18 protein-coding genes are annotated in these 23,611 nt (G+C 58.3%); 13 read left to right on the top strand and 5 right to left on the bottom strand.

What is annotated here, in order from left to right; translation table 11 throughout:
• Positions 1–374: 374 nt before the first annotated feature.
• Entirely contained in the window at positions 375–1,736 is a 1,362-nt protein-coding gene (locus LF252_RS04245) for a chloride channel protein (protein WP_226267946.1), read from the bottom strand.
• A gap of 165 nt (positions 1,737–1,901) precedes the next feature.
• Between LF252_RS04245 and LF252_RS04240 the strand changes: the two genes are divergently transcribed.
• The gene (locus LF252_RS04240; RefSeq protein ID WP_226267944.1) at positions 1,902–2,630 is read left to right on the top strand and encodes a DUF481 domain-containing protein; all 729 of its coding nucleotides are present in this window, start codon (positions 1,902–1,904) and stop codon (positions 2,628–2,630) included.
• Between the two features lie 204 nt (positions 2,631–2,834).
• Here LF252_RS04240 and LF252_RS04235 read toward each other — a convergent pair whose 3' ends face one another.
• Complete coding sequence (locus LF252_RS04235; RefSeq protein ID WP_226267942.1) at positions 2,835–3,485, bottom strand: zinc ribbon domain-containing protein; 651 nt, start codon at positions 3,483–3,485, stop codon at positions 2,835–2,837.
• A 218-nt stretch (positions 3,486–3,703) separates the two neighbouring features.
• Between LF252_RS04235 and LF252_RS04230 the strand changes: the two genes are divergently transcribed.
• The 4 genes from LF252_RS04230 to LF252_RS04215 all read left to right on the top strand — a co-directional run bounded on the left by LF252_RS04230 (position 3,704) and on the right by LF252_RS04215 (position 6,608).
• Positions 3,704–4,255 (top strand): RNA polymerase sigma factor, encoded by a 552-nt coding sequence (locus tag LF252_RS04230; protein WP_226267940.1) that lies wholly within the window; start codon positions 3,704–3,706, stop codon positions 4,253–4,255.
• A 30-nt stretch (positions 4,256–4,285) separates the two neighbouring features.
• Positions 4,286–4,741, top strand: a complete 456-nt coding sequence (locus LF252_RS04225) for a hypothetical protein (RefSeq protein ID WP_226267938.1) — start codon at positions 4,286–4,288, stop codon at positions 4,739–4,741.
• Between the two features lie 35 nt (positions 4,742–4,776).
• Positions 4,777–5,262 (top strand): hypothetical protein, encoded by a 486-nt coding sequence (locus LF252_RS04220; RefSeq protein ID WP_226267936.1) that lies wholly within the window; start codon positions 4,777–4,779, stop codon positions 5,260–5,262.
• A gap of 152 nt (positions 5,263–5,414) precedes the next feature.
• The gene (locus LF252_RS04215) at positions 5,415–6,608 is read left to right on the top strand and encodes an aspartate aminotransferase family protein (protein WP_226267934.1); all 1,194 of its coding nucleotides are present in this window, start codon (positions 5,415–5,417) and stop codon (positions 6,606–6,608) included.
• A gap of 69 nt (positions 6,609–6,677) precedes the next feature.
• Here the strand turns inward: LF252_RS04215 and LF252_RS04210 are convergent, their stop codons facing one another.
• Positions 6,678–7,109 carry a tellurite resistance TerB family protein gene (locus LF252_RS04210; protein ID WP_226267932.1) on the bottom strand — a complete coding sequence of 144 codons (432 nt, stop codon included), beginning with the start codon at positions 7,107–7,109 and terminating at the stop codon, positions 6,678–6,680.
• A gap of 278 nt (positions 7,110–7,387) precedes the next feature.
• On the opposite strand from LF252_RS04210, the gene pfkA reads away from it, so the two are divergent.
• Positions 7,388–8,359 carry a 6-phosphofructokinase gene (pfkA, locus tag LF252_RS04205; protein ID WP_226267930.1) on the top strand — a complete coding sequence of 324 codons (972 nt, stop codon included), beginning with the start codon at positions 7,388–7,390 and terminating at the stop codon, positions 8,357–8,359.
• A 123-nt stretch (positions 8,360–8,482) separates the two neighbouring features.
• Positions 8,483–9,085 (top strand): hypothetical protein, encoded by a 603-nt coding sequence (locus LF252_RS04200; protein WP_226267928.1) that lies wholly within the window; start codon positions 8,483–8,485, stop codon positions 9,083–9,085.
• Here LF252_RS04200 and miaA read toward each other — a convergent pair.
• Positions 9,069–9,977: a tRNA (adenosine(37)-N6)-dimethylallyltransferase MiaA gene (miaA, locus tag LF252_RS04195; protein ID WP_226267926.1), complete on the bottom strand. Its 909-nt coding sequence runs from the start codon at positions 9,975–9,977 to the stop codon at positions 9,069–9,071. The two genes, LF252_RS04200 and miaA, sit on opposite strands and share 17 nt — an antisense overlap.
• Positions 9,974–11,104: a glycosyltransferase gene (locus tag LF252_RS04190; RefSeq protein WP_226267924.1), complete on the bottom strand. Its 1,131-nt coding sequence runs from the start codon at positions 11,102–11,104 to the stop codon at positions 9,974–9,976. Before LF252_RS04190 ends, miaA begins: the two co-directional genes overlap by 4 nt.
• 120 nt (positions 11,105–11,224) lie before the next feature.
• Between LF252_RS04190 and LF252_RS04185 the strand changes: the two genes are divergently transcribed.
• The 6 genes from LF252_RS04185 (at position 11,225) to LF252_RS04160 (ending at position 23,149) form a co-directional block, all read left to right on the top strand.
• Positions 11,225–15,310, top strand: a complete 4,086-nt coding sequence (locus LF252_RS04185) for a PAS domain S-box protein (RefSeq protein ID WP_226267922.1) — start codon at positions 11,225–11,227, stop codon at positions 15,308–15,310.
• Positions 15,311–15,393: 83 nt separating this feature from the next.
• Positions 15,394–15,771: a response regulator gene (locus LF252_RS04180; protein WP_226267920.1), complete on the top strand. Its 378-nt coding sequence runs from the start codon at positions 15,394–15,396 to the stop codon at positions 15,769–15,771.
• Positions 15,772–15,847: 76 nt separating this feature from the next.
• Complete coding sequence (locus tag LF252_RS04175) at positions 15,848–16,615, top strand: MBL fold metallo-hydrolase (RefSeq protein ID WP_226267918.1); 768 nt, start codon at positions 15,848–15,850, stop codon at positions 16,613–16,615.
• A 147-nt stretch (positions 16,616–16,762) separates the two neighbouring features.
• On the top strand, positions 16,763–17,059 hold the full coding sequence (locus tag LF252_RS04170) for a carboxypeptidase-like regulatory domain-containing protein (protein ID WP_226267916.1): 297 nt from the start codon (positions 16,763–16,765) through the stop codon (positions 17,057–17,059).
• 48 nt (positions 17,060–17,107) lie between these two features.
• Positions 17,108–18,670 (top strand): NFACT RNA binding domain-containing protein, encoded by a 1,563-nt coding sequence (locus LF252_RS04165; protein ID WP_226267914.1) that lies wholly within the window; start codon positions 17,108–17,110, stop codon positions 18,668–18,670.
• A gap of 519 nt (positions 18,671–19,189) precedes the next feature.
• Complete coding sequence (locus LF252_RS04160; protein ID WP_226267912.1) at positions 19,190–23,149, top strand: Ig-like domain-containing protein; 3,960 nt, start codon at positions 19,190–19,192, stop codon at positions 23,147–23,149.
• Positions 23,150–23,611 lie beyond the last annotated feature (462 nt).

The raw sequence follows: 23,611 nt of genomic DNA, 5'->3' as shown, positions 1-23,611 counted from the left end.
GGAGCTTTTTTATTATCAACTGCACTGTGGCCTTGAATCGGCACAATTGTTTTTATTGACTTCTTGATGCAGTCAATTCAAGTCTATTCTTAATTCTTTCTATGATTTCGGAATCAGCATCATTGTATATGTCCCTTAATTGAAATTCCCCAGTTTGTTTGAATTCATTAATTCCTAAGTTGAAGATTGCCTGTCCAAACCTTTGACTTGGATGCTGATCTAGATAGTCTTTTATCATTTCAAGTATGACTCTGTGTTCTTCTTTCATATGACTGATACTAATGTTTAGTAGTAACGCATTACTTTCATGGGTCTGGAGAGAGTCGCTTTAAAGTCAAGATACTTTATATGACTGTAAACCGATAACCTCAACATCATTTCACCGCCTGCTCCTCCGTCCGGTGGATTTCCTGGATGTACTGCACTTTCAGCTGGTCGTAGAAGGAATGGCGGGTGACGAGGTTGGAAACCAGGTTGGCCAGCAGCGCCGTGAGCATCAGGTAGAAGATGATGTTGTGGCTGTTGGTCATTTCAATCACCAGGATAGACGAGGTGAACGGGCTGCGGGTGATGCCCGTCAGGAAGCCCGTCATGCCGCAGAGCACCAGCAGGTTGGTAGCCGTATCGGGTAGGTACATGCATTCAGCCAGCAACGCCCCGATGCTGGCGCCAGCACTGAGCGCCGGGGCAAACACGCCCCCCGCCGCCCCCGACGTGAAGGACACCACGGGCCCGATAATGCGCAGCAGCGGCAGGTACCAGGCCACGTGCTTATCGGGCGTGAACAAAGTGCGCACCATGATTTCCTTGCCCGAGCCGAATACCTGCTCCCCAAAAGCTACCCCCATACAGGCAATCAGCAGGCCACAGGCTACCGGGTATAAGGCCCGTTGCACAGGGCCAGTGAGGCGGGCCTTCTGGCGCATCACCCACAAAATCACCTCGGCCGCCCCGCTGGAGGCAAACCCCGTGAGCACCGCCACCAGCATCACCACAAAAATTATCCAGATGGGTAGGTGGTCGAGCTTGGGGTAGCCCAGGTACAGGTAGGGCCCCAGCAGGTTGAGGGCCGTGAGGCCGGCAATAATAACGCCCGTGAGCAGGGCCGATTTGAAGTAGTTGAAGTGGGTTTTGGTGAGCTCCTCGATGGCAAACACGATACCGCCCAGCGGCGTGTTGAAGGCCGAAGCCAGTCCGGCCGCCGCCCCCGTCACCACCATGTTGCGCCGCGACACTTTGGGGTACCAGGCGGGCAGCCAGTCGTTGATTTTCTTGAAGATAGAAGCCGCAATCTGGATAGTGGGCCCCTCGCGCCCGATAACGGCCCCACCCACTACCATCACCAGGCTCGACAGGATTTTGACGAAGATGATGCGCAAACTCAGCAGCCGGCTAACCTTATAGCGGTGGCGGGGGTTGGTCAGGTCGATGGCGGCGCTGACCTGTGGAATGCCGCTACCCCGCGAGTACGGCGCGTACCGCTGCACCAGCCACCAGCCCACCAGAAAGCACAGCGGCGTAACGGCCAGAAACGCCCACGGCGAGTAGTGGTAAATGGCGCGGGTGCCCGCTTCGGCCCAGGCAAACAGCTTGGCATAGAGCACGGCCACCAGTCCCGTTACCACCGCTCCCACCCAAAACGGCAGGGCGTTCAGCAGGTCGCGTTTGATGTGGTGGTTGGCAATGGCATCGTACCAGGCTTTGAGTTGAAGGCGGAGCGGTTCGGGTAGCAGCATGCAGAAAGGAACAGGGCGAGGGGAATATCTACCAGGCCACAGCAAGTGGCTCAGGCCTCAAAGGTAACCCCTCCGCATGAGGGGCGCGTGAATAACCGTGGCCCCTATTCCCGCCCGCTGGGGCTACCTTTGCCCGTAAGCTGCCTGTTGCAGCTTGTTTTCCGGATGCGTTTTCACCTGCTTCTTTTACCACTGCTCTTCGGAGGCGCGGCCCTGCCAGCCCAGGCTCAGAAGGCCGATACCACCATTATCCGCTACAGCGGGCAGCTCTCAGGGCAGTACACATCGGGCGGCGTGAACCGCACGTTATTTGCTACCTCCCACTCGGTTACGTTGCTGCGGGGGCTGCACTTTGGGGCGCCCGTCACGGGTAGCTTCACGTTTGGGAAGCAGGAGCGGCGGCTGCGGGAGCGGGAATGGCTGCTCAACGCCACGCCGTATTATTGGAAAGGCCACTTCCGCTTCTACGGCATCGGGGGCTACGAGCGGAGCAACCTGCGCGGCATTGAAAACCGCTACCAGCTGGGCGCGGGCCCCGGCTGGGCATTTTACCAGGACTCTCTGGGGCGGGAAGTGGCCGTGAGCAATTTGCTCATTCGGGAGGCCACGTACTTTCAGGATGGCAGTTCCCGCACGGTGTCGCGAAGCTCTACCCGCCTGAAGGTGACCTACTCCTACCGCGTGTTCACGCTCAACTCCACCACCTTCTACCAGCCCAACCTCCAGGATTTCTCCGACTACCGCGTCACGCACGCCTCGTCTCTGGCCCTACGCTTCACCCCGCGCTTCGCCATTACCAGCACCTACACCTATACCTTCGAAAACCGCATCCCGGAAGGCAAACCCCGCGACAATACCAACGTCACCATTGGCGTGGCTTACAGCACAAAGTAACCTCACCCCCAGCCCCTCTCCTCAGGGAGAGGGGTGCGTTCTGCATAATGTATCCCGGAACGTCATTCCGAGCATGTGGCGCATCAAGCCAGGGACCGAGGAATCTCGCGTGCTGATGTCTGGATTATCGTTGTAACATCAGCACGCGAGATTCCTCGGCAAGCTCGGAATGACGGTTGATTGTATTGGTTTTTCTGCCACAGATTACTGCTTACCGCCGCACTCGGCGCAGAACTTCTGCTCGGGTTTCACGGCCGCGCCACAGTCGCCGCAGAACTTGCCCCGGGGCTGCGCGGCGGCACTGGGCGTGCCGCAGCTGGGACAGAATTTCTGGCCGGCTGCCAGCTTGCTCTGGCACTTGGCGCACTGCACCAATGAAGCCGTACCCAGAAAATCGAGGTTTTGGGTGTAGTCCTGCTCCCGGGTTTTGGTGTGGATTTGCTCCCGGGCAGCCTGGCGCTGTTGAGCGGCCAGCTCCTCGTGTTCGTCGGGGGCGCAGTCTTCGCAGAGGCCGGCGGTGTGGTTCCAGCACACATCGGGGCACACCCAGTGGCCGCAGCGGGTGCACTGCTTGAAGTAGGTTTTGCCTTCCTGCACGGCCGTTTCCAAGGCATCGTCGTGGGCCTTACCCCCGATGGCGCGCTGCACGTGGTAGGCCGCCGTGCCCGCATCGTAGAAGGAACCGCCGAACAGGCTACCAGCGGCGCGCATCAACTCCCCGGCAATACCAATTTTGTTGGGCTGAAACCGGGACATGTGGCCGTTGCGGCATTTGTCGCAGTAAAATTTGAACTGGAAACCTTTGTCGGTGCTGAGGTCGTCGTGGTTGGCAACGAACTGAATCATGCTGCTCATAGCTGGTGGTCGTGGAGGTAGTAGAACGGGGGTAAAAGTAGCCGTTTTGCTATATTTCTCGCTCTTCAGCTTCTCCAGGAGTCCACTATTACTGTATTAGCTCAAACTCTGCCGGTTCTGATCATTCGAATATTTTTACCGGAATAGAATTAAACCTCTCTCCCGATTACGGCTCTAACCCCGCACTACCGCCGCTCTAACCCCGCCCTGCCTGCGCCTTGGAAGACCAGGAGATACTCGTCAAGTTTCGTGACCCCGCCGCCCGCAACGTGGCGTTCAACCAGCTCGTGCGCAAGTACCAGAGCAAGGTGTACTGGCACGTGCGCAAAATGGTGGTGGACCACGACGACGCCGACGACCTCACCCAGGACGTGTTTGTGAAGGTTTGGAACCACCTCGAGAACTTCCGCCAAGACGCCTCCCTGTTCACCTGGATTTACCGCATTGCCACCAACGAGTGCCTGAGCTTTCTGAGCAGCAAGCGCCGCAAGTTCTTCCTGCCCCTCAACGATGTAGGAGCCGAGTTGACCACCAAACTAGAGGCCGACGACAGCCTGGCCGGCGACGCGGTGGAGCTGAAGCTGCAGAAAGCCATCCTGCGCCTGCCCGACAAGCAGCGGCTGGTGTTCAACCTGCGCTACTACGACGAAATGCCCTACGAGCAGATGGCCGAAGTAACTGGTACCAGTGTGGGGGCCCTGAAAGCCTCCTACCACCACGCCGCCAAAAAAATTGAGCAGTACATCAACGACGAATCCATCACCGATTAAACCTGACGGCCCCCGTGGCCTCTAACCGATATGAACAAGCCTTTTCGTCTGGATGAACACCGCCGCCGGCCCCAGCCGCCGCTGGCCCCGCCCCCAGACCGGTATTTTGAGCAGCTGCCCATGCGCGTGATGCAGCGCGTGCAGGCAACTAACCCGGCCCCAGCCGTTACCTGGAACTGGTTTGCGGCGCTGCCTACCCCGCTGCGGACGGTCCTGGCCTCGGTGCTGGTGCTGGGCGGCTTTGCGGCCTCCTTTCTGCTGAGTCCGGAGGCCACCGTTCAGCCCGTAGCTACTACCACGTTGGCTCAGGTGCCGCGGGAGGAACTGGTGCAGTACCTGATGGCCAGTGAGCAGCGTGTTACACTCTCCGACCTGGCCGAACTGCCCGCCACCCAGACCTTGCCCGCCGAAACCTACCTGCACGCCTCGCCCGATGAGTTGCAGGAAGTACTGGATGGGCAGCCCTCCGACGAATCGTACCTATAACTACCGTGTTACCTTACCCTTCTGCCTCCTCTCCCATGAAATATTTACTTCGAACTGTTTTGCTGCTGGGCTTACTGGCGTGGTTGCCCCTGGCCCCGGCGCATGCTCAGGGCGGAATGCGCCGCCAGGGCCGGCTTAGTCAGCTGGAAAACGCCCGCATTGCCTACCTCACCGAGCAGGTAGCCCTTACCCCCGATCAGGCCCAGAAGTTCTGGCCCGTGTATAATGAATTCACCGCCAAGCGCCGCGACCTGAACCGCCGCATGCGCCTGCTCCGCCCCGCTAACCTCGACGGCCTCAGCGACCAGCAGATTCGGGACAACCTGAGCCAGGTGTTTGCGCTGCGCCAACAGGAAGTTTCCCTTGAGAAAGAGTACTTCGATAAATTCCAGCGGGTTATCAGCGTACGGCAAGTAGGCAAGCTGTTCCTGGCGGAGCGGCAGTTTACCAAGGAAGTACTGCAGCGCGTAGCCAACCGGCCCGGCATGGCGCCCCTTCCCGCCGATGGGCTGGATGATTAACTCACTCCCCTCCTAGTTCCCTTCCAAACAGGCTGCTTCGGCAGCCTGTTTGCGTATTGGCCGCTGCAAACCAGGAGGCGGCCGTACCTTTGTGGTTGCCTTAGCAGCCTAGTAGCCGAGGCAGCGTTGTTTTTGTTTGCTTTTTTCCGCGTATGCTTACCCCCCGCCAGCTTTTCTTGCGTCATCAGGCCCAAACCTCCGATTTTCCGCTGCTGCTGGAAATTGAGCGGGCCGAGGGCGTGTACATGTACGATGCCGCCGGACAGCGCTACCTCGATTTAATTTCGGGCATTGGCGTGAGCAACGTGGGCCACCGCCACCCGCGGGTACTGCAGGCCATTCAGGACCAGCTGGATAAATACCTGCACCTGATGGTGTACGGCGAGGTGGTACAGGCCCCGCCGGCCCGGCTCGCCCAGGCCCTCACCGCCACCCTGCCCGCCCACCTCGACAACGTATACTTCACCAACTCGGGCACTGAGGCTGTGGAAGGGGCCCTTAAACTGGCTAAACGCTATACTGGCCGCACCAAGCTGCTTAGCTGCTTCAACGCCTACCACGGCTCCACCCACGGGGCCCTCAGCATCACCGGCTCCGAGGGATTCAAGAACGCCTTCCGGCCCCTGCTGCCGGATGTGCACCACCTGCGCCGCAACCACTTCGAGGATTTGGAGCTGATTGACGAGCACACGGCCGCCGTGGTAATGGAAACCGTGGCGGGCGAGGCCGGCGTGCGGCTGCCTGCGCCCGGCTACCTCACGGCCCTGCGGCAGCGCTGCACTGAGGTGGGCGCACTGCTCATTCTGGATGAGATTCAGTCGGGGTTTGGGCGCACGGGCACGTTCTGGGCCTTCGAGCAGTTCGACATCGAGCCTGACATTCTGCTCACGGCCAAGGGCATGGGAGGTGGCATGCCCATTGGGGCCTTCGTGGCGCCGCAGCACATCATGGCCGCCTTCAAAACCGACCCCATTCTGGGCCACTGCACTACGTTTGGGGGCCACCCGGTGTCGTGCGCGGCGGCGCTGGCTACACTGCAGGTCATTCAGGAGGAAAACCTGCTGGCCGCGGTGCCGGCCAAGGCCGAGCGGTTCCGGCAGCAGCTGCAGCACCCGGCCATCCGGGAGGTGCGCAACTGCGGGCTGATGATGGCCGTGGAGTTCGACTCCTTTGAGGTGCTCAAGCCCATCATCGACCACGCCCTCTGGCAGGAGCACCTGCTCACCGACTGGTTCCTGTTCTGCGACAACTCCCTGCGCATTGCTCCACCCCTCACCATCACCGAGGCGCAAATCGACGAAGCCTGCGCCGGGCTGTTGCGGGCGGTTTCAACAATTAAGAATTGAGAATAAAAAATGGGCCGTTCAAGCATTCCGAAAGAGATACTTGAACGGCCCATTTTTTATTCTCAATTCTTAATTGCTCTTCAATAAAGCCAAAGCATCGTCTTTGATCTGGTCCCGCTCCATACCATCTTTTACGCACTGAGAAATATGGCGCACCAAGCGGCTTACTACTTCCTTGCGAAAGCCTAGCTTCTCGGCCATGTCTACGCAAAAGCTGATTTCCGTATCGTCTACGATGCCATCGGCTAGCATCATATCCACGAGGTCGAAAATCTGGTCGAACCGCTCAGAGTCATTGTCGGGGATGATGAGGTTGATATTGCTGCTGTTGCCCACAATGGAACGCACTTCATCAGCCCGCAGGCCACCTCGTTTCCCTACTGCCGCAATAAAGCTCAGTTCCCGCTCGTCAATATGACCATCGGCTTTGGCCAGCGCCACCAGGTTCATAAGGTGGCTTTTCACTTTACGGGTTTGCTCGTTTTCAAAGAAACCAAACATACGGGCAGCTAGGTTGAGAATGGTGGGAAGTTGGGGGCAGGCAGGAACAAAAGAGTACGGCCCCTGGCAGGGGCCGCGGCACTAGGTAGGGAAGATACTCAGAACCGGGCATTTCTACAATAACCCGCATACGCAGCAAGTTCCAAAACAGTCATTTATCGGGGTTAATTTATATTTCCCGGAGTAGGCGCTTACCTTTCCCGTCGGATTTGCCACCTTTGCCCGTTCCGGCTTAGCCCGGACTTTCGTTTGCGTACTGAAGAGTAGTTTTAGAATAGATGAAACGTATTGCAGTTTTCACCAGCGGGGGCGACGCGCCCGGCATGAACGCCGCCATCCGGGCAGTAGTCCGCACGGCTGTATACCACGGTATTGAAGTATATGGCATCATGCGCGGCTACAGCGGCATGATTAAGGGCGAGTTTGTGAAGCTGGACTCGGCCTCAGTAGCCAACACCATTCAAAAGGGCGGTACCATTCTCAAATCGGCCCGCTCCCAGAAATTCATGACCAAGGAAGGCCGTCAACAGGCCTTCGACCAATTGGTAAACCATGGTATTGACGGGCTGGTGGCTATCGGCGGCAATGGTACCTTCACCGGAGCCATGCTGTTCGAGCAGGAATTTGGCATTCCTACGGTAGGTGCCCCCGGTACCATCGACAACGACCTGTACGGCACCGACTACACCATCGGCTACGATACGGCCGTGAATACGGCTCTGGAGGCCATTGATAAAATTCGGGACACGGCCGACTCTCACGACCGGTGCTTCTTCGTGGAGGTAATGGGCCGCGACTCGGGCTACATTGCCATTCCGTGCGCCATTGGTGGCGGGGCCGAAATTGTGATGATTCCAGAGACGCAGATGTCCACGGAAGCTGTTATCGATAACCTGAAAACCAGCTGGCAGCGCTCCAAAACCTCTTTCCTGGTAGTTGTGGCCGAGGGTGAGGAAGAAGGCAACGCCCACCACGTGGCGAAGCGCGTGAAGGAAGCTATTCCGGAGCTGGACACCCGCGTAACCATCATCGGCCACATTCAGCGCGGCGGCTCCCCTTCGGCAGCCGACCGTATGCTGGCCTCGCAGATTGGCATTGCCGCCGTGGAAGGCCTACTCAACGGCATGCGCAACGTAATGGCCGGCATTGTAGACCGCAAGCTGGTGTACACCCCCTTCACTGATACCATTCACAAGAAGAAGCTCATCAACTCCAGCTTCATGCGCATGGTAGAAATTCTGAGCGTGTAGCTACTTTTTTACGGTATTTTCAAAAATTCCAAGTATTCCCTATCAGAATTCAGTTTCTGGTAGGGAATTTGTATTTCCAGTTATCAGAAATAGTTTCCTTTCCACCATTTATTTTTTAGTAGTATGATTAACAAGTATGCACTTCTGATTGTAGGCGCACTACTAGGCTACAGCGCTCAGGCGCAAGACTCCCCTACCCCTGCAGCTCTTATCAAACAGAACATGGTAAGAGTAGGCATTGGCAGTAGCCTGAATGGCTCAGGGGATTACCAGATTACAAAGGTGCATCTTGAATATGCGCCGCAACTGGGAGGCCATGCCCGTTTGGCGTCGCGGGTAGCCATTATTACCGGTTCAAAGCCCTATAACTTTGGTGGCGGCTATACCATTCCACAATCTTATCGGGGGGCAAATCTGGAGCAGGAGCTGCATTGGCTGCCATTTGGGGCCAACAGAACAGTAGAATTTGGTATTGGCGGAGGAGGCTTTGTGGGCTATGCTAAAACTAAAAGCTTCTCAGTAGCTGGCTTTAATGAGCAGCAGAGCTTTTATTACATACCCGACAATCACAAAGGGCTACACATTGGCTATATAGCATCTGCCTACTTGGATTGCGCACTCAACCAGGCCCACACTTGGCGCGCTGGTCTCCGGGTAGCCCTGCAAAATGATACGCGCGCCAATATTTTGCCCGGTGGACAGTTCCAGCTTAGCCACGCGTGGTAAACTGCTCCGGGTGTAGCCACTGGTACTCCGCGTCGCGGCGGAGCCAGGTGAGCTGGCGCTTGGCGTAGTGCCGGGAGTTGCGCTTGAGCAGGCGTACGGCCTCGGTGTAGTCGTACTGGCCCTCAAAGTAATCGAACAGCTCCTTGTAGCCTACCGTTTGGAGGGCATTGTGGTGGCGGTATGGGTACATGGCTTGGGCTTCGGCTTCTAAACCTTCGGCCAGCATCTGATCCATGCGCATGTCGATGCGCTGGTATAGCTCCTCCCTGTCCCGGTGAAGGGCCATTTTGACAGTCCGGAAAGGCCGCTCGGCAGCCGTTCGGCCATGAAAAGAGCTGAACGGCTGCCCGGTGCCCCGGCTGATTTCCAGGGCCCGCACCACCCGCTGATGGTTTTGCCGGTCGATGCGCTGGTAGGTAACCGGGTCGAGGCGAGCCAACTCCTGTACCAAAGGTTCCAGCCCCCCAGCTTCCAGCTCAGCTTTGATCTGCTGGCGCACGGCGGGGTCTACGGCGGGCAGAGCATCAAAACCTTCGGTAACGGCCTGTAGATACAGTCCGGAGCCGCCCGTCAGAATGACTACCCGGTGTTGCTGGAACAACTGCTGCAGCAAGGCCAGGGCATCCTGCTCGAAGCGGCCGGCGTTGTACTCCTCGGTGATGCTGTGCGAGTTGATGAAGTGGTGCGGTACGCCCTGCATTTCCTCGGGAGTGGGCTTGGCCGTACCAATCGTCAGCTCGCGGAAAAACTGCCGGGAATCAGCCGACACGATTTCCGTACCCAGTCGCTGCGCCAGTTGCACGCACAGGGCCGTTTTGCCTACAGCCGTAGGTCCGCTGATAACCAGCAAGGTTGGCTCGGTAGTAGCGGCTAGGTCAGTCAGCAGATTCATGAGGCAGAAGTAGGAGTATGAGGGAGCAACCGGGCGTATAAGGCCAGCAGTTGCTGCTCCTCATGTTGCCAGTTGAGCACTTGCCGCGCCCGATGGCAGTTTTCGGCCAGCATATGATAGTGCGCGGTATCCCCGCCCGGCAGCAGGCGGTTGAGTGCAGCTGCCAGTGTAGCCGGTTGTAAGTCCGCAACTAAATCGGCCACCTGGTATTGTTCGTTCAAGGCCTGGTACTCTGGGAAGTTGATAACTACTTGCGGCACGCCTGCGTGCAGGTAATCGAAGAATTTATTAGCCAGGGAATAGTAGTAGCTCAGCCCTTGGTTTTCGAGCAGCATCACCCCCACTGCAGCCCTACGCGTCAGCACGCGCAGGTCAGCAGGCAGTACATACCCCCCAAACTCCACCTGCCCACTCTGCAGCAACCCCAGCCCGGCGGCCTGCTCGCGCAGCTGTTCCGACAGGTCTCCTTCTCCACAGATAAGCAACCGACCGTTCACCTGCGGCATAGCTTCCAGCAATGCTTCCAGTCCCCGACCAGCGTTGAGGGCTCCCTGATACACAATCAGGTCACGCTCCGGGGCCTCATGTACCTCCGGCTCAGCGTCCAGCCGGCTGATGTTGCGTACTACCGCAAATGGCCGGCCATGGCGCTGCTCAAACACCTGAGCCAGTGCCGGCCCCACGGTGTAAGCCAATTGAGCGCGGGGCACAATGAAGTTTTCAATAACCCGCCAGATGCGCTGGATGCGGGGCCGCGCCACTACCTCCGGCACTTCCGTAAACAGCTCATGCGCATCGTACACGAAGGGCTGGCCTCCCAGCCGGGCCCGTAGCCACACGGGCAGGGCCGTATCCAGGTCGATGGCGCACCAGGCCGAGGCTCGCCGCCCCAGCAGGTACAGGAGCAGGCGGAGGTTGTACTCCAGGTAAAACAGCTTGCCCCGCATGAACCAACACCGCAGTCGGTGCTGCCGGTACGGCTGCGGCTGCAGAGGCTGCGAGGCGGGCCACTCTCGCCCCACTAGCAGCACCTCGTAGCCGGCTCGGGCCAGCGAACCGCAGATGCGCTGCATCCGCTGGTCGTAGTTTAAGTCGGTGGTAACGGTAAAAACCAGGCGAGTAGGCACGGCAAGCAGCAAACCAAGCCAACCTGAGCCGGCGATATTTTCGGGAATTGTCGCAAATTTAAGAACTTCAACCGGTGTCGGCGCCCGCCGGGCCCATTCAGCCGCGCATCTGCCTTATCCATGTCAATCATTTCCAGCACCTCCGCCGTTGCCGCGTCGCCGGGTTCCAGCTTAGCACCGGAGCTGTACCGCGCCTTATTCGAGGAGTCTTTCGACGGACTACTTCTCTACGACGCCACCGGCACCCTGCTCGACTGCAACCAGCGCATAGTTAGCTACCTGCACACGACGCGCCCCATGTTGCTGGGCACCGGCTTGATGGCGTTTGCCTTGGTACCCGACCCGGCCCAGTCCATTCAGCTCACCTCTGAACTGCAGTTGCGGGAACGGGTGCTGGCCTGCGCCCGCAGCGGGGAGCCCCAGTCGTTTCGCTGGAGCGGCCACCGCTCCGACGGGTTGGGCCTGGAGGCCTGGGTTACGCTAAGCCGCATTGGGCAGGGGGACTCGGCTCTGGTGCTGCTTACTCTGCGCGATATTGCTCAGTACGTGCAGCCGGGAGCCATTGTTCCTGCGCCTCAGCCAGCCACCGCCGCCAACGTGCCGCTCAGCCAGTTCTCCCGCGGGCAGTTCCGCGACGTGCTCAGCCGGGCGGGCATGTGCTACTTGTTGCTGGATAAAGAAGCCCGCATTCAGGACGTAAATGAGTACTTCTGCGAAGTGACGGGCCGCCCGGCTTCTACCCTCATCGGGCGCGACTACTTTACTCTGTTTGCTCCGCAAGCCGAGCAGGCTCCCCGCCGCTTCGCCTTCCACCGGGCTATTGAGCACGAGCAGCTGCAGGATTTCTTTGAACGCTCCTTGCTCACGATTTCCGGGCAGGGCCGCACGTTCTTCTGGCACTCCGAGTTTGAGCGTGACGGCCAGGGAGTCATCAACGGCATCCTGTTCGTGGGGCGCGACATTACCGACAAGCAGGTAGCCGTGCGGGCCCTCACCGATAACCGCAACCGCCTGCAGGACTTCCTCGACAACGCCCACGACCTAATTCAGAACCTGAGCATCGACAACCGGTTCCTGTTCGTGAATAAGGCTTGGAAAGAAAAGCTCGGGTACGACGACGCCGACCTGCCCCACCTCACCCTCTCCGACGTGGTACATCCTTATTACAAGGCTAAGCTGCTCTACCAACTGCGCAACCTGTATAAGGGCGAGAAGGTGAACAAGCTGGAAACGGTGTTCCTCACCAAATCCGGCAAGCCCATTCACCTCATCGGCTCTATCTCGTGCTCCTGGCAGGATAACGAGCCGGTGAGCACCCGCGCCATTCTGCACGACATTACGGACCGCATCAAGGCCGAGCGGCTGCAGAAGGTGTACTACAGCATCGCCAATCTGGCCATCAGTTCCAAGGATTTGCACTCCCTGTACGGGGCCATTCACCGGGAGCTGAGTAAGATCATCGAAACCAATAACTTCTACATTGCCCTCTGCGACGAGGCCCGCACCCAGCTACAGTTTGCCTACTTCGTGGACCAGAACTCCCAGGGCGACCAGGGCATGATGGCCCGGCCATTTTCCTCGGGGGTATCGGAGTATATCATTCGCACGGGCCGGCCCCAGTACCTGCTGAAGGAGGAATTGCAGGAGCTGATTGCTAACGGGACCATTACCGCCTACGGCCTCATGCCGGAGGTAATGCTCTGTTCGCCCCTGAGCATTGGGGAACGGATTATCGGGGTTATTGCGGTGCAGGACTACCAGAAGGCCGACGCCTATGCCCCCACCGATATTGAGATTCTGCACTTCATCTCCAACCAAGTGGCGCTGGCCATTGAGCGAAAGCGCAACGAAGTGCAGATTCAGAAGCAGAACGCCCGCCTGAACGCTATTTTTGAGAGTGGCTCCCACTTGATGTGGAGCGTGGATACCCACTCCCGCCTTTCCTCCTTCAACCGCAACTATGCGGCCTATTTCCTGCGTCGCAACGGCGTGTACCCCGCCCTGAACGTGAACCTCTGGCAGGCCGACGTGGCCCTGATGGAGGATGACGCGCGTGAGGCCTTTATTGAAAACTACCGCAAAGCCTTCCAGGGGCACCCCCAGCGCTTTGAGGTGCGCCTGCGCGACGCCCGGGGCCTGGATACCTGGCGCGAAATCTACCTCAACCCTATTTACCTCGACGACGGCTCCTTCGAGGAAATTTCCGGTATTGCCCACGACATTACCGATAAGAAACGGAGCCAGTTGGAGCTGGCCGCGCAGGAAGAGAAATTCCGCGCCATTTTTGAGTCGTTCCAGGACGTGTACTACCGCACCGATGGGCAGGGCATGATTACGCTGCTCAGCCCCTCAGTGCAGGAAATGCTGGGATACTCGCCGGAAGAGGCCATTGGCCGCTACATCGGCGACTACTATATGTACCCCTTGGAGCGGGCCAATTTGCTGGAAAATGTGCGCCGTTACGGCGAGGCCCGCAACTTCGAAATTGCCATGCGCCACAAGGACGGCCACGCCGTGAGTGTGCTGGTAAATGCCCGCCGCGTGGCCGACGAGGCTGGCAACGGCACCGAAGGCATTGCCCGTGACATTACTGGCCTCAAGCAGATGCAGGATGATTTGCGCCGAGCCAAGGAAGCGGCTGAGCAGGCCCTGGAGGCTAAAACGCTATTCTTGGCCAACATGAGTCACGAGTTGCGCACGCCCATGAACGGCATCATCGGCATGATTGACCTGCTGCACCAGACAGTGGCCTCCGAGGAGCAGGAGGAGTACGTGGACACGCTGCGCAAGTCGTCAGACGCGCTGATGGCCATTCTGAATGATATTCTGGACCTGTCCAAGATTCAGGCCGGCAAGCTCCAGCTTAATGAGGCGGGCATCGACCTGCACTACACGCTGGATAAGATTCACTCCTTGTTTGCCAACCGGGCCAACCAGAAGCATCTTACCTTCACCTACCACATTGCCAACCACACGCCGCGCTTCATCATCACCGACGAAACGCGCCTGCTCCAGATTCTGAGCAACCTCACTTCCAATGCTATCAAGTTTACGGCTCAGGGCACGGTAAGCATCGTGGTTTCCTCCACCGTTACAGATGGGGAGGAGCATTTGCTGCGGTTTGCCGTACAAGATTCGGGCATTGGTATTTCCGAAGACAACGAAAAACTGCTGTTCACCAACTTCACTCAGCTCGATACTACGCCCACCAAAGCCTTCGGCGGGACCGGCCTGGGGCTGGCCATCAGCAAGCAGCTGGCCGAGCTGCTGGGCGGCGAAATCGGGGTGTACTCCAACGTGGGCGAGGGCTCCACGTTCTGGTTTACCATGCGTTGTCGGGTAGCCCGCAACGAGGAAGAAATTGTACAGGAGCGGCTGCTGGCCCGCGAGCGGCCCCAGGAGGTGGTACGCTTTGAAACGGCCCCGCGGGTACTGCTGGTGGATGATAACCCCATCAACCAAAAAGTGGCTACCCGCCTGCTGGATAAGCTGGGCTGCGACGTGATAGTGGCCTCTGATGGGTTTGAAGCCATTAGCCGGGCTACTGCGCCCAACGTCAGCTACAGCCTGATTTTCATGGACATTCAGATGCCGGAGATGGACGGTGTGACGGCCATGAAGGAAATCCGGCAGCGGCTGGGCCAGGCCTGCCCGCCCATTGTGGCCATGACGGCCTACTCCATGAAGGAGGATGCCGAGCGGTTTGTGCAGCAGGGCATGGACGACTACGTTTCCAAGCCTGTGAAGAGCCAGGATTTGTACTCGGTACTGCGCCGCTGGACGGCCGGGCCGCCCGTGGCCGACTCGCTCAAACCCGCTCCCGGCTTCAACGGCCCCGAGCCCGAACCGCAGCCTGCCGTGGCTGACTGCATCGACCTAGAAGTGGTGGAGCAGCTGCGCCAGTTAGGGGGCGGCGAGTTTGCCGCCCAGCTCTACGCCGACTTTGAGCAGGAGGCCGAGCAGGTGCTCTCAGAAGCGGCCGAATTCGTTGTCGCTGGGCAGTACGAGCAGATTTTACCACATTTGCACCAGCTAAAAGGCACGGGCTTCACGCTGGGTATCCGGGACATGGCAGAAAGCGCCAAGCAATTGGAACATGAGCTGAAAAATGGCCGTACGGAAGGTACGCCGGAATCATTTCAACAATTACTTGGTTTTTTTGCACAATTTAAGGCCGCATACCCTGCTCTCACTCAGGCCCCCTGAGTACGCCGAGGCCACTGTAAATTGGTGAACCTCTGCTTTTTCTCCACGCAAACTACACGAACCCCTCTCCATTTTCCCTCCCCATGGCCGACTCTAAAACGATTCTGATTGCCGAGGACAGCTCCGTTATTCTGAACCTGACCAAGAAAATTCTGGAGCTCCAGAAGTATAAAATAGTATCGGCTAAAAACGGGGGCGAGGTTATCAAGCAGATTGAAACCCAGCCCATCGACTGCGTACTGATGGACATCAACATTCCCGTGAAGGACGGGATGGAATGTACCCGCGAAATCCGCCGCAACGCCGACCCCCGCATTGCCCGCATTCCGGTAATTGCCATTACCGGCAACGCCAACAACTACTCCATGGAGCAGTTCCGCGAAGCCGGCGTAACCGACTATCTGCCCAAACCCCTCGATTTCGATGCTCTGGTGCGGGTGGTAAAGCAGTACGTTGGGTAAAGCATAGCTGCTGGCTGTTGGCTATTAGCTTTTCATCTATGAGCCAACAGCTAACAGCCAGCAGCTAACAGCTACTATGAATGTAACTTTCCTGGGTACCGGCACGTCGCAGGGGGTGCCCATCATTGGCTGCTCCTGCGCCGTGTGCCGCTCCGTGGACTACCGCGACAAGCGGCTGCGGGTATCGGTGCACTTGCAGGTGCAGGGCAAGAGCATCATCATCGACTCGGGCCCCGATTTCCGGCAGCAGGCCCTGCGCGAGAACATCCACCACCTGGATGCGCTGGTGTTCACCCATGAGCACAAAGACCACACCGGCGGCCTCGACGACATCCGGGCCTACAACTTCCGGCAGCAGCAGGACATGCCCCTGCACGCCGAGCCGCGCGTGCTGGACCAGCTGAAACGGGAATACGCCTATATCTTTTCGGAGCACAAGTACCCGGGCATTCCGCAGGTGCAGCTGCACCCTATTCTCAGTGACACTAACAGCTTCTGGGTGGAGGGCGTCGAGTTTCAGCCTATCCGGGCGCTGCACTACAAACTGCCGGTGCTAGGCTTCCGGGTGGGCAACTTCACCTACGTGACGGATGCCAACCACCTCTCGCCGGAGGCCTTGGAACGGATGCGCGGCTCGGAGGTAATTGTGCTGAATGCGCTGCGCCACGAGAAGCACATATCCCACTTCACGCTGCAGGAAGCCGTGGATATCTTGGAAGACCTAGCCCCGCGCCGGGCTTACCTCACCCATATCAGCCACCAGTTGGGCCGCCACCGCGAGGTAGAAGCCGAACTACCAGATTTCATCCGACTGGCCTATGACGGGCTGCGGGTAACGGTGTAATTAGGTAACCAACTACTGGAAATCATTTTTGCTATGGTTGCCCCCAGAGGATGGTACTTTCTGTTAACCGTACTGCTGGGAAGCTGTGTTACCTCCTCGTACGAACGGTGGCACGCACTTGCGCCTGGAGGGGGTACCTACCGGATTGTGCGGGAAGAGTTTCGCCCGGCTAAAAACCAAGCCGGTGGTAGTTTCCATTTGCAAATCGAGGAAGAAATCAATCAGCAGCCGCTCGGCGTGACGGTTACGGTGCTGGACTCCCTGCATCAAGTAGTACTGAACACCAACGCGCCAGCCACCGGTAAACTGACCCTGCCAGTGGCTCCCGGACGCTATACGGTGCGTTTCACGTCAATAGGATTCCACAGCCTTGAAACCAAGCCCCTGTTTGTGCGCAAGGCTCACATTCTATTCTTGAGAGTTTACATAAGTGCCGAATATTAAGTAGCTGTTGAAGCAGCAACAATCGGCCAGTCAGTCTATTCTGTACATATGCACACCAACTATTACTTTCTGCGCCAGCTGTCCCCGGCCCTGACCCGACAGTTACAGGGCTACCGTGTGGTCACGTGCTTTTCGCAGGAAAAAGATGAGCTGGTGATTGGGCTGACGAATGGCACGGCCGAGTTCTGGCTGAAAATCACGCTGGCGGCGGCTGGCACGTTGCTGGCGCTTCCGGAATCCTTTCACCGGGCCCGGCAGAACTCCGTGGATTTGCTGCCGGAACTGCTGGGCCAGGAAGTAGCTACCGTGGAAGCCTGGCCCCAAGACCGGGTAGTGCAGTTCACGTTCCGGAGTGGGGCTACGCTGCTGCTGAAGCTGTACAGTACCCGCCCCAACGCCGTGTTTCGGCTGCGGCCCGATGCGTCGGCCCAGTTGTTTCACCAGCGCTACGTCGCCGATGCGGAGCTGGCGCCGGCTCCTTCAGCTGCTGGCGAAACCTCGCCGCTCAATCCGCTCAAAGCCTTCCCCAGCCTCAACGATGTAGCCGTAGCCTACCTGCGCACCCAGGGCTTCGACCCGGCACCGCTGGAAACCAAGTGGCAGCTGGTACGGCAGGTGGTGCAGCTTCTGGAGCAGCCTGAGGCGTATTACATTATCCGGCTAGATGGGCGCACCCGCCTGAGCCTGCTGCCGGTGGGCGAAATTGAGCAGACGCTACCAGCCGATGACCCGGTTGGAGCCCTCCGCCGGTTTGTGCCGCTGCTGCTTAACCGCCGGGCCTATGAGCAGGAGTTGCGTCAGGTACAGCAGCAGCTGCAAAAGCGGGCCGATGAGGCCGCCACCACCGCCCAGCACGCCCGCCGCCGCTTGCACGCGCTGGAGCACACGGTGGGCTACCGCCAGACCGCCGACCTAATTATGGCCCACCTCAGCCAGATTCCGGCCGGTGCCGCGCAGGTGGAAGTAGTGGATTTCTACCAGAACAATCGGCCGCGCATCATCAAGCTCAAGCCCGCCGAAACACCCCAGCGCACGGCCCAAAACCTGTACCGTAAAGCCAAAAACCAGCAGCGCGAAACGCAGGAGCTACAGGCCCGGGCCGAGCGGCGCGAAACTGAAGCCCTGGAGGCGCTGGAAAGGCTGGAAGAGTTGGCGGCCCTGCCCCAAGGTGAGCTGCGCGCCCTGCGCCAGTGGCGCAAGCAGCACGGCCTCGACCCGGCCACCATGGCCAAACCCAGCCAGGAGCTCCCATTCAAGGTATTCGAGGACAGTGGATTTACCATTCTGGTGGGCCGCAATGCCCAGAACAACGACCTGCTCACCCAGCGCTACGCCCACAAAGACGACTTGTGGCTGCACGCCAAGGACGTGAGCGGCTCCCACGTTGTTATCCGACAGCGGCCGGGCCAGCCAATACCCGCGCCGGTGCTGGAGCGGGCGGCGCAGCTGGCCGCCTGGTATTCCCGGCGCAAAACCGACACACTGTGCCCAGTTACCTACACGCCCAAAAAATTTGTGCGCAAGCCTAAAGGCGCCCAGCCCGGCCAGGTAGCTGTAGAGCGGGAGCAAGTGCTGCTGGTCACTCCCACCAATCCTTTTGAGCGAGAATAGCTCATTCCTACTCACTTTTCCTGAAATGGGAGTGGCAAATCGAATTTGACTTGCTGTTCAGCTTGTTTTTGCCAGAACACCAAGGACTACCAGGGCGAAGCGCATATTTTTTAGAAGGTTTTCAATTTTCCCAGCACCTGCGTGCCGATAGTTCAGCGCGCCATATAAAAACGTATGTCCCAAAATTAGAAAAAGACAATTTTTAACAAATATTCAACAACCATTTTGGGAATCAAAAATATGTATCAACAGATAAACAAATACCATACATAATAAAATCACCTGTATCCAACACGTACCATTTATAATAAAACACCTTTTTATCAACCACTTACAAACATGACCTGTACTCGGCACATAGCCATTAGAACTATTCAAACACAATGTATAAATGATACCATACTATATCAGCAGCAACGGAAAAGTTATATAACATTGCACGCCACCAAATCGGGCTAGCTATGGCCTGGCGTTGATTAGGTGGATTACCTCTGCTTCACTTTTCCTTATCAGCGCACTATGAAAACACCTTTTCTCCTCCTGACACCCCGTTGGCTTAGCGGCCGCCCAGCGCTCCGATTGGCCGCCGCGCTGGGCACTGGGCTGGTTTGCTCTACTGCCGCCCAAGCCCAGTTTCCGCGGGTAGAATCGTTTAAAAACAACACGACGTCGGGAACCGGCTTTCGGCTGGGTGGCACCCCCGGTGCAGCGGTGCTGACGGCGGCCAGCGGGGTTGATGCCAACGGGGACGGCTATTTACGCCTCACCTCCAACGCCAACGACCAGTCGGGTTTTGCTATTGATAATGCGTCTTTCCCAGCACCTTCAGGCTTTAGCATCTCCTTCGAGTTCTTCTCTTACGGGGGCAACGGGGCCGATGGCTTCTCGGTATTTTTGATAGATGCCGATAAAACTCCGGCAGCCAGTTTCACTAGTGGTGCTTCGGGTGGCTCGCTGGGCTACGCTCAGAAAACGGTGAGTCCCATTAGCAACGGCGTACCAAATGGGTACGTGGGGATTGGCATTGATGAGTTCGGCAACTTTGCGAACCCCTCCGAGGGCCGGGTGGGCGGCCCTGGCTCGCGGCCCGATGCCGTATCGTTACGGGGCCCCGGCAACGGCCGCAGCAACACCGATTACCCTTACCTGGCGGGCAGCGGCACTCTGCCTTTCAGCCTCGATGTGGCCACCCCGCGGGCTCAGCAGGGCACTGCCGATTTCCGGCGGGCCTACATTGATGTGATTCCCCAACCCGATGGTACCTACCAGATTACGGTACGCATTCAGCACGGCAATGCTGTAGCCACCGCCGTTGACCGGGTAACTGTTTCGACGCCGCCTTCCAACCTCCGGATTGGCTTTTCGGGCTCAACGGGCAGCAACAACAACTTCCACGAAATTCGGAACCTGGCTATTGTAAAGGCGCCATTTGCCAACGACGATGTGGCCGGCACCAAGTACGACGTGCCCGTTACCATTGCCGTGCTGAACAACGACGTGGCACAGGGCAGCAACCTGAACCCCACCTCTGTTGACCTGGACCCCAGCACCTTGGCCGTTGACAATACGTTCACGGTGGCTGGTCAGGGCACTTTTAGCGTGAATGCCAGCGGCGTGGTTACTTTCACCCCCAGCGGCACGTACTCGGGCACGGTTACCATTCCGTACACGGTAGCATCAGTGCTCGGCGACCGGTCGAGCCCGGCGAATATTCAGGTAACGGTAACTGGGGCCGATGTAGCCACGACTATCAGCGGGGCGGCTTCGGTGAACCCCAATGCTGCTACCTCCTATGCCGTCACGGCCGCGAATAACGGGCAGGAAACGGCCATCAACCTGATTCCGACGGTTACGCTTCCGGCCGGTGTCACGTTTGTTTCGGGAGGCAGCTACGATGCAGCCAGCCGGGTTGTGTCGTTTCCCCAAACCACGCTGGCTTCCGGCCAATCAGTGGTAAATAACTTGGTGGTGCGCATGCCCGCCTCCATCGGCAGCTACACGCTCACCTCCAACTACTCTTATCCAGCGGGGGCCACAGTGCCGGATGCCATTGCCGCCAACAATAGCACCGCGCTGACGGTGGCAGTGGCGGGGACCGATAATATTGTGGGCGTGTGCTCGGTGCCCGGCAAGGACGGCCCGGCCACCCTCACGGCTGCTACTATTCCGAATACGTACTACGCCGGCACTGGTACGGCCGCATCTGGCAGCCGTTTTTTGACGGTCAATCCCACACCTTCGGGCAGCAGCACTCCCGTTGCCGTCGGTGATATGCTGCTGATTCTGCAGACCCAGGGCGCGCTCATGACCACGGACAACAGCAGCACCTACGGGGATGTAACCAGCGTAACAGCTGGCACCTACGAGTATGCTATTGCCGCCGGCCCGGTGGATGGGTCTACGGGCCGCCTGAACCTAGCGGGTGCACTGCAGAATACGTACTCTACCAGCACCGCTACTACGGACATCAGCCAGGATGCATACCAGACCTTTCAGGTAATCCGGATTCCGCAGTACTCGGCCCTTACGCTGAGTGGTACCGTAACCGGTACCGCCTGGAATGGCAGCGTAGGCGGCGTGCTGGCCCTGGAAGTTGCCGGTAAAACTACCTTCAACACAAACGCGGCCCTGAGCATGGATGGCAAGGGCTTCCGGGGCGGCGCCGCCAGAACCAACAGCGGCAACGGTGCAAGCAATATGTACCGGGCCAATACCAACAGCTCGCCATACGGTACCAAGGGAGAAAGTATTACCGGTTCTCCGGCCGAAATATTTGATGGCAGTGCCACTGCAACGGGGGGTGATGCCACGTTTGAAAAATTTGCGGGCGGCAGCTACGCCATTGGTAAAGCAGCCAACGGGGGCGGAGGCGGTTTCCGCAATGGCAACAACTATACTGGCGGTGGCGGCGGCTCAAACGGGGGCACAGGTGGCACTGGCCAAACGGTTGGCAGTTACTTGGGCGGCCGAGCCGGTTCGGCTAACCCCTCAGCCGCTAGTCGGGTATACCTGGGCGGTGGTGGCGGTAGTGGTGCAACCAACAGCAATACGGTATTGCCTTCCAGCGGACGCCCCGGCGGCGGGGCAGTGTTGTTACGCACGGGCGTAGTGGCTGGCAACGGAACCGTTACGGCCGATGGGGTAAGCTCCCCTAACGTTACTGCCAATAACACCAGCTCCGGTGGTGGCGGCGGCGGCGGCACAGTTGTTCTACGGGGTAACACCACGCTTAACCTGCTTGCCGTTACGGCCACCGGCGGCAGCGGCGGTACCAGCTCCAACGAAGGCAACGGCGGCGGCGGTGGCGGCGGTGTGATTCTGAGTAACAACGCTACCAATAGTGCAACAGCGGCTGGCGGCAGAGTGGGAAATACTGCCAGCGGTACAGCCGGCACCATTTCCTCCAACACCACACTCGGTGCCGATTGTATGCCGACGGTTACGGCTACGCTGCGCACTACTACCCCGCAGGTAAACCGCTCAGCCGCCATGCAGGCAGCGTATGTGCTGACTGTATCCAACACCGGGGGCGGTGTATCCGGCGCATCCGTTACGGCGGCGCTCAATCCGCTGTTCACGTACATTAATGTCGGCAATACCACCAAAGTAGAGCTGGTACAGGCCGATGGCACCACCTCCCCGATTACGAATTACTCCGTTTCCACTGCTACGACCAGCAGCCCGGTATTTTCGGGCCTGACGATTCCGTCGGGAGCATCACTGCGGATTTCCTTCCGAGCGGCTATTGCTGGCACTGCCGAAAATGGCACCGCATATCAGGCCGACGGAACCACCAACTACCTCGACCCCACCCGCGCTACGGCAAACCGTACGGTGAGCCCCGGCTCCGCTATGGAAAGCGGCATTACTGCGCTTGGCAGCAACTATCTGGCTTCCACTTCCTCGGCCGAGGACGTAACCATTGTACGGCCCCTGCCCGTTACCCTCACCAGCTTCGACGCCAAAACCGCCGGCCAAAATGCCGTGCTTACCTGGGCCACGGCGCAGGAAGTAAACAACGAGTATTTCGAGGTGGAAAGAAGCCTGAACGGTACCGATTTTGAGAAAGCCGGAACTGTGAAAGGGCAAGGAACAACCGCCGTAGCTACTCCCTACCGCTTCGTTGACCTTGGCGCGGGTCGCCTATCGTCGAAAGCACTGTATTACCGCCTGCGCCAAGTTGATACGGATGGCACTGCCACGTACTCTATGGTGCGCGCGGTGCGCTTCGAGCGCCTGCAAGGTACCGCCGCCGTGTATCCCAATCCTCACCAAGGCCGCTTCATGCTGGATCTGCAGGCCCTGCCGGTTGGCACCTACCAGGTTGATGTATTGGACCTGGCCGGCCGCCGCGTGTACCACACGCAGCTCGCTGGTGGGCAGGAGCACCCGTTGGCTCCTGCTCTGCCAATGGGCTCGTATGTGATGCGCGTCACCGGCCAAACGGTGAATATCAATCTGCCGATGGTAAAGCAGTAATTCATCGGCTATCCAGCCTTTTAAAGCCGTTGCCTCAACTAGGCAACGGCTTTTTATTTTCCTTAAGCATCTACTTACCTACCCCGCTTATATTGAAGCGAATTTATTGTACCCGATTATGTGTGCCCACTACTCGCCTTCAGCCGACTATCTGACACAGGAAATTCATGCTGCCTTACAGGAAACTGACCCTGTACTGGCAAATCTTCGGATTACACGTTGTCATTATTTGCTGGGTCAGGCTCTGGAACAATTATTAGGGGGCTGTGCCGGTGCCAATTTTCATTCTTGGGCCGTGTGGGGCTCACGCAAGGCTGGTGTTACTATACGGCAAGATGATATTGACCAAGCTCAGCGCGATGGCACGGTAGCTGGCGGGATAGTTGGGAGTCTAGTCGGGCTGGGATGCGGGTGGCTGCTGCATTTCCCAGTTGGGTGGCTACCGGCGGCAGCCCTGCTGGG

The sequence above is a fragment of the Hymenobacter pini genome (genome assembly GCF_020421205.1).
Classification (GTDB): domain Bacteria; phylum Bacteroidota; class Bacteroidia; order Cytophagales; family Hymenobacteraceae; genus Hymenobacter; species Hymenobacter pini.
The sequence above is the reverse complement of the archived record's forward strand: the minus strand, read 5'-3'. Positions and strand labels throughout refer to the sequence as shown.

What these genes read in the sequence shown, in the direction of transcription:
- pfkA (WP_226267930.1), top strand. Translation starts at nt 7,388, where the DNA reads ATGAAACGTATTGCAGTTTTCACCAGCGGGGGCGACGCGCCCGGCATG.
- LF252_RS04215 (WP_226267934.1), top strand. Translation starts at nt 5,415, where the DNA reads ATGCTTACCCCCCGCCAGCTTTTCTTGCGTCATCAGGCCCAAACCTCC.
- LF252_RS04160 (WP_226267912.1), top strand. Translation starts at nt 19,190, where the DNA reads ATGAAAACACCTTTTCTCCTCCTGACACCCCGTTGGCTTAGCGGCCGC.
- LF252_RS04245 (WP_226267946.1), bottom strand. Translation starts at nt 1,736, where the DNA reads ATGCTGCTACCCGAACCGCTCCGCCTTCAACTCAAAGCCTGGTACGAT.
- LF252_RS04225 (WP_226267938.1), top strand. Translation starts at nt 4,286, where the DNA reads ATGAACAAGCCTTTTCGTCTGGATGAACACCGCCGCCGGCCCCAGCCG.
- LF252_RS04165 (WP_226267914.1), top strand. Translation starts at nt 17,108, where the DNA reads ATGCACACCAACTATTACTTTCTGCGCCAGCTGTCCCCGGCCCTGACC.
- LF252_RS04240 (WP_226267944.1), top strand. Translation starts at nt 1,902, where the DNA reads ATGCGTTTTCACCTGCTTCTTTTACCACTGCTCTTCGGAGGCGCGGCC.
- LF252_RS04185 (WP_226267922.1), top strand. Translation starts at nt 11,225, where the DNA reads ATGTCAATCATTTCCAGCACCTCCGCCGTTGCCGCGTCGCCGGGTTCC.
- LF252_RS04220 (WP_226267936.1), top strand. Translation starts at nt 4,777, where the DNA reads ATGAAATATTTACTTCGAACTGTTTTGCTGCTGGGCTTACTGGCGTGG.
- LF252_RS04210 (WP_226267932.1), bottom strand. Translation starts at nt 7,109, where the DNA reads ATGTTTGGTTTCTTTGAAAACGAGCAAACCCGTAAAGTGAAAAGCCAC.
- LF252_RS04200 (WP_226267928.1), top strand. Translation starts at nt 8,483, where the DNA reads ATGATTAACAAGTATGCACTTCTGATTGTAGGCGCACTACTAGGCTAC.
- LF252_RS04180 (WP_226267920.1), top strand. Translation starts at nt 15,394, where the DNA reads ATGGCCGACTCTAAAACGATTCTGATTGCCGAGGACAGCTCCGTTATT.
- miaA (WP_226267926.1), bottom strand. Translation starts at nt 9,977, where the DNA reads ATGAATCTGCTGACTGACCTAGCCGCTACTACCGAGCCAACCTTGCTG.
- LF252_RS04175 (WP_226267918.1), top strand. Translation starts at nt 15,848, where the DNA reads ATGAATGTAACTTTCCTGGGTACCGGCACGTCGCAGGGGGTGCCCATC.
- LF252_RS04235 (WP_226267942.1), bottom strand. Translation starts at nt 3,485, where the DNA reads ATGAGCAGCATGATTCAGTTCGTTGCCAACCACGACGACCTCAGCACC.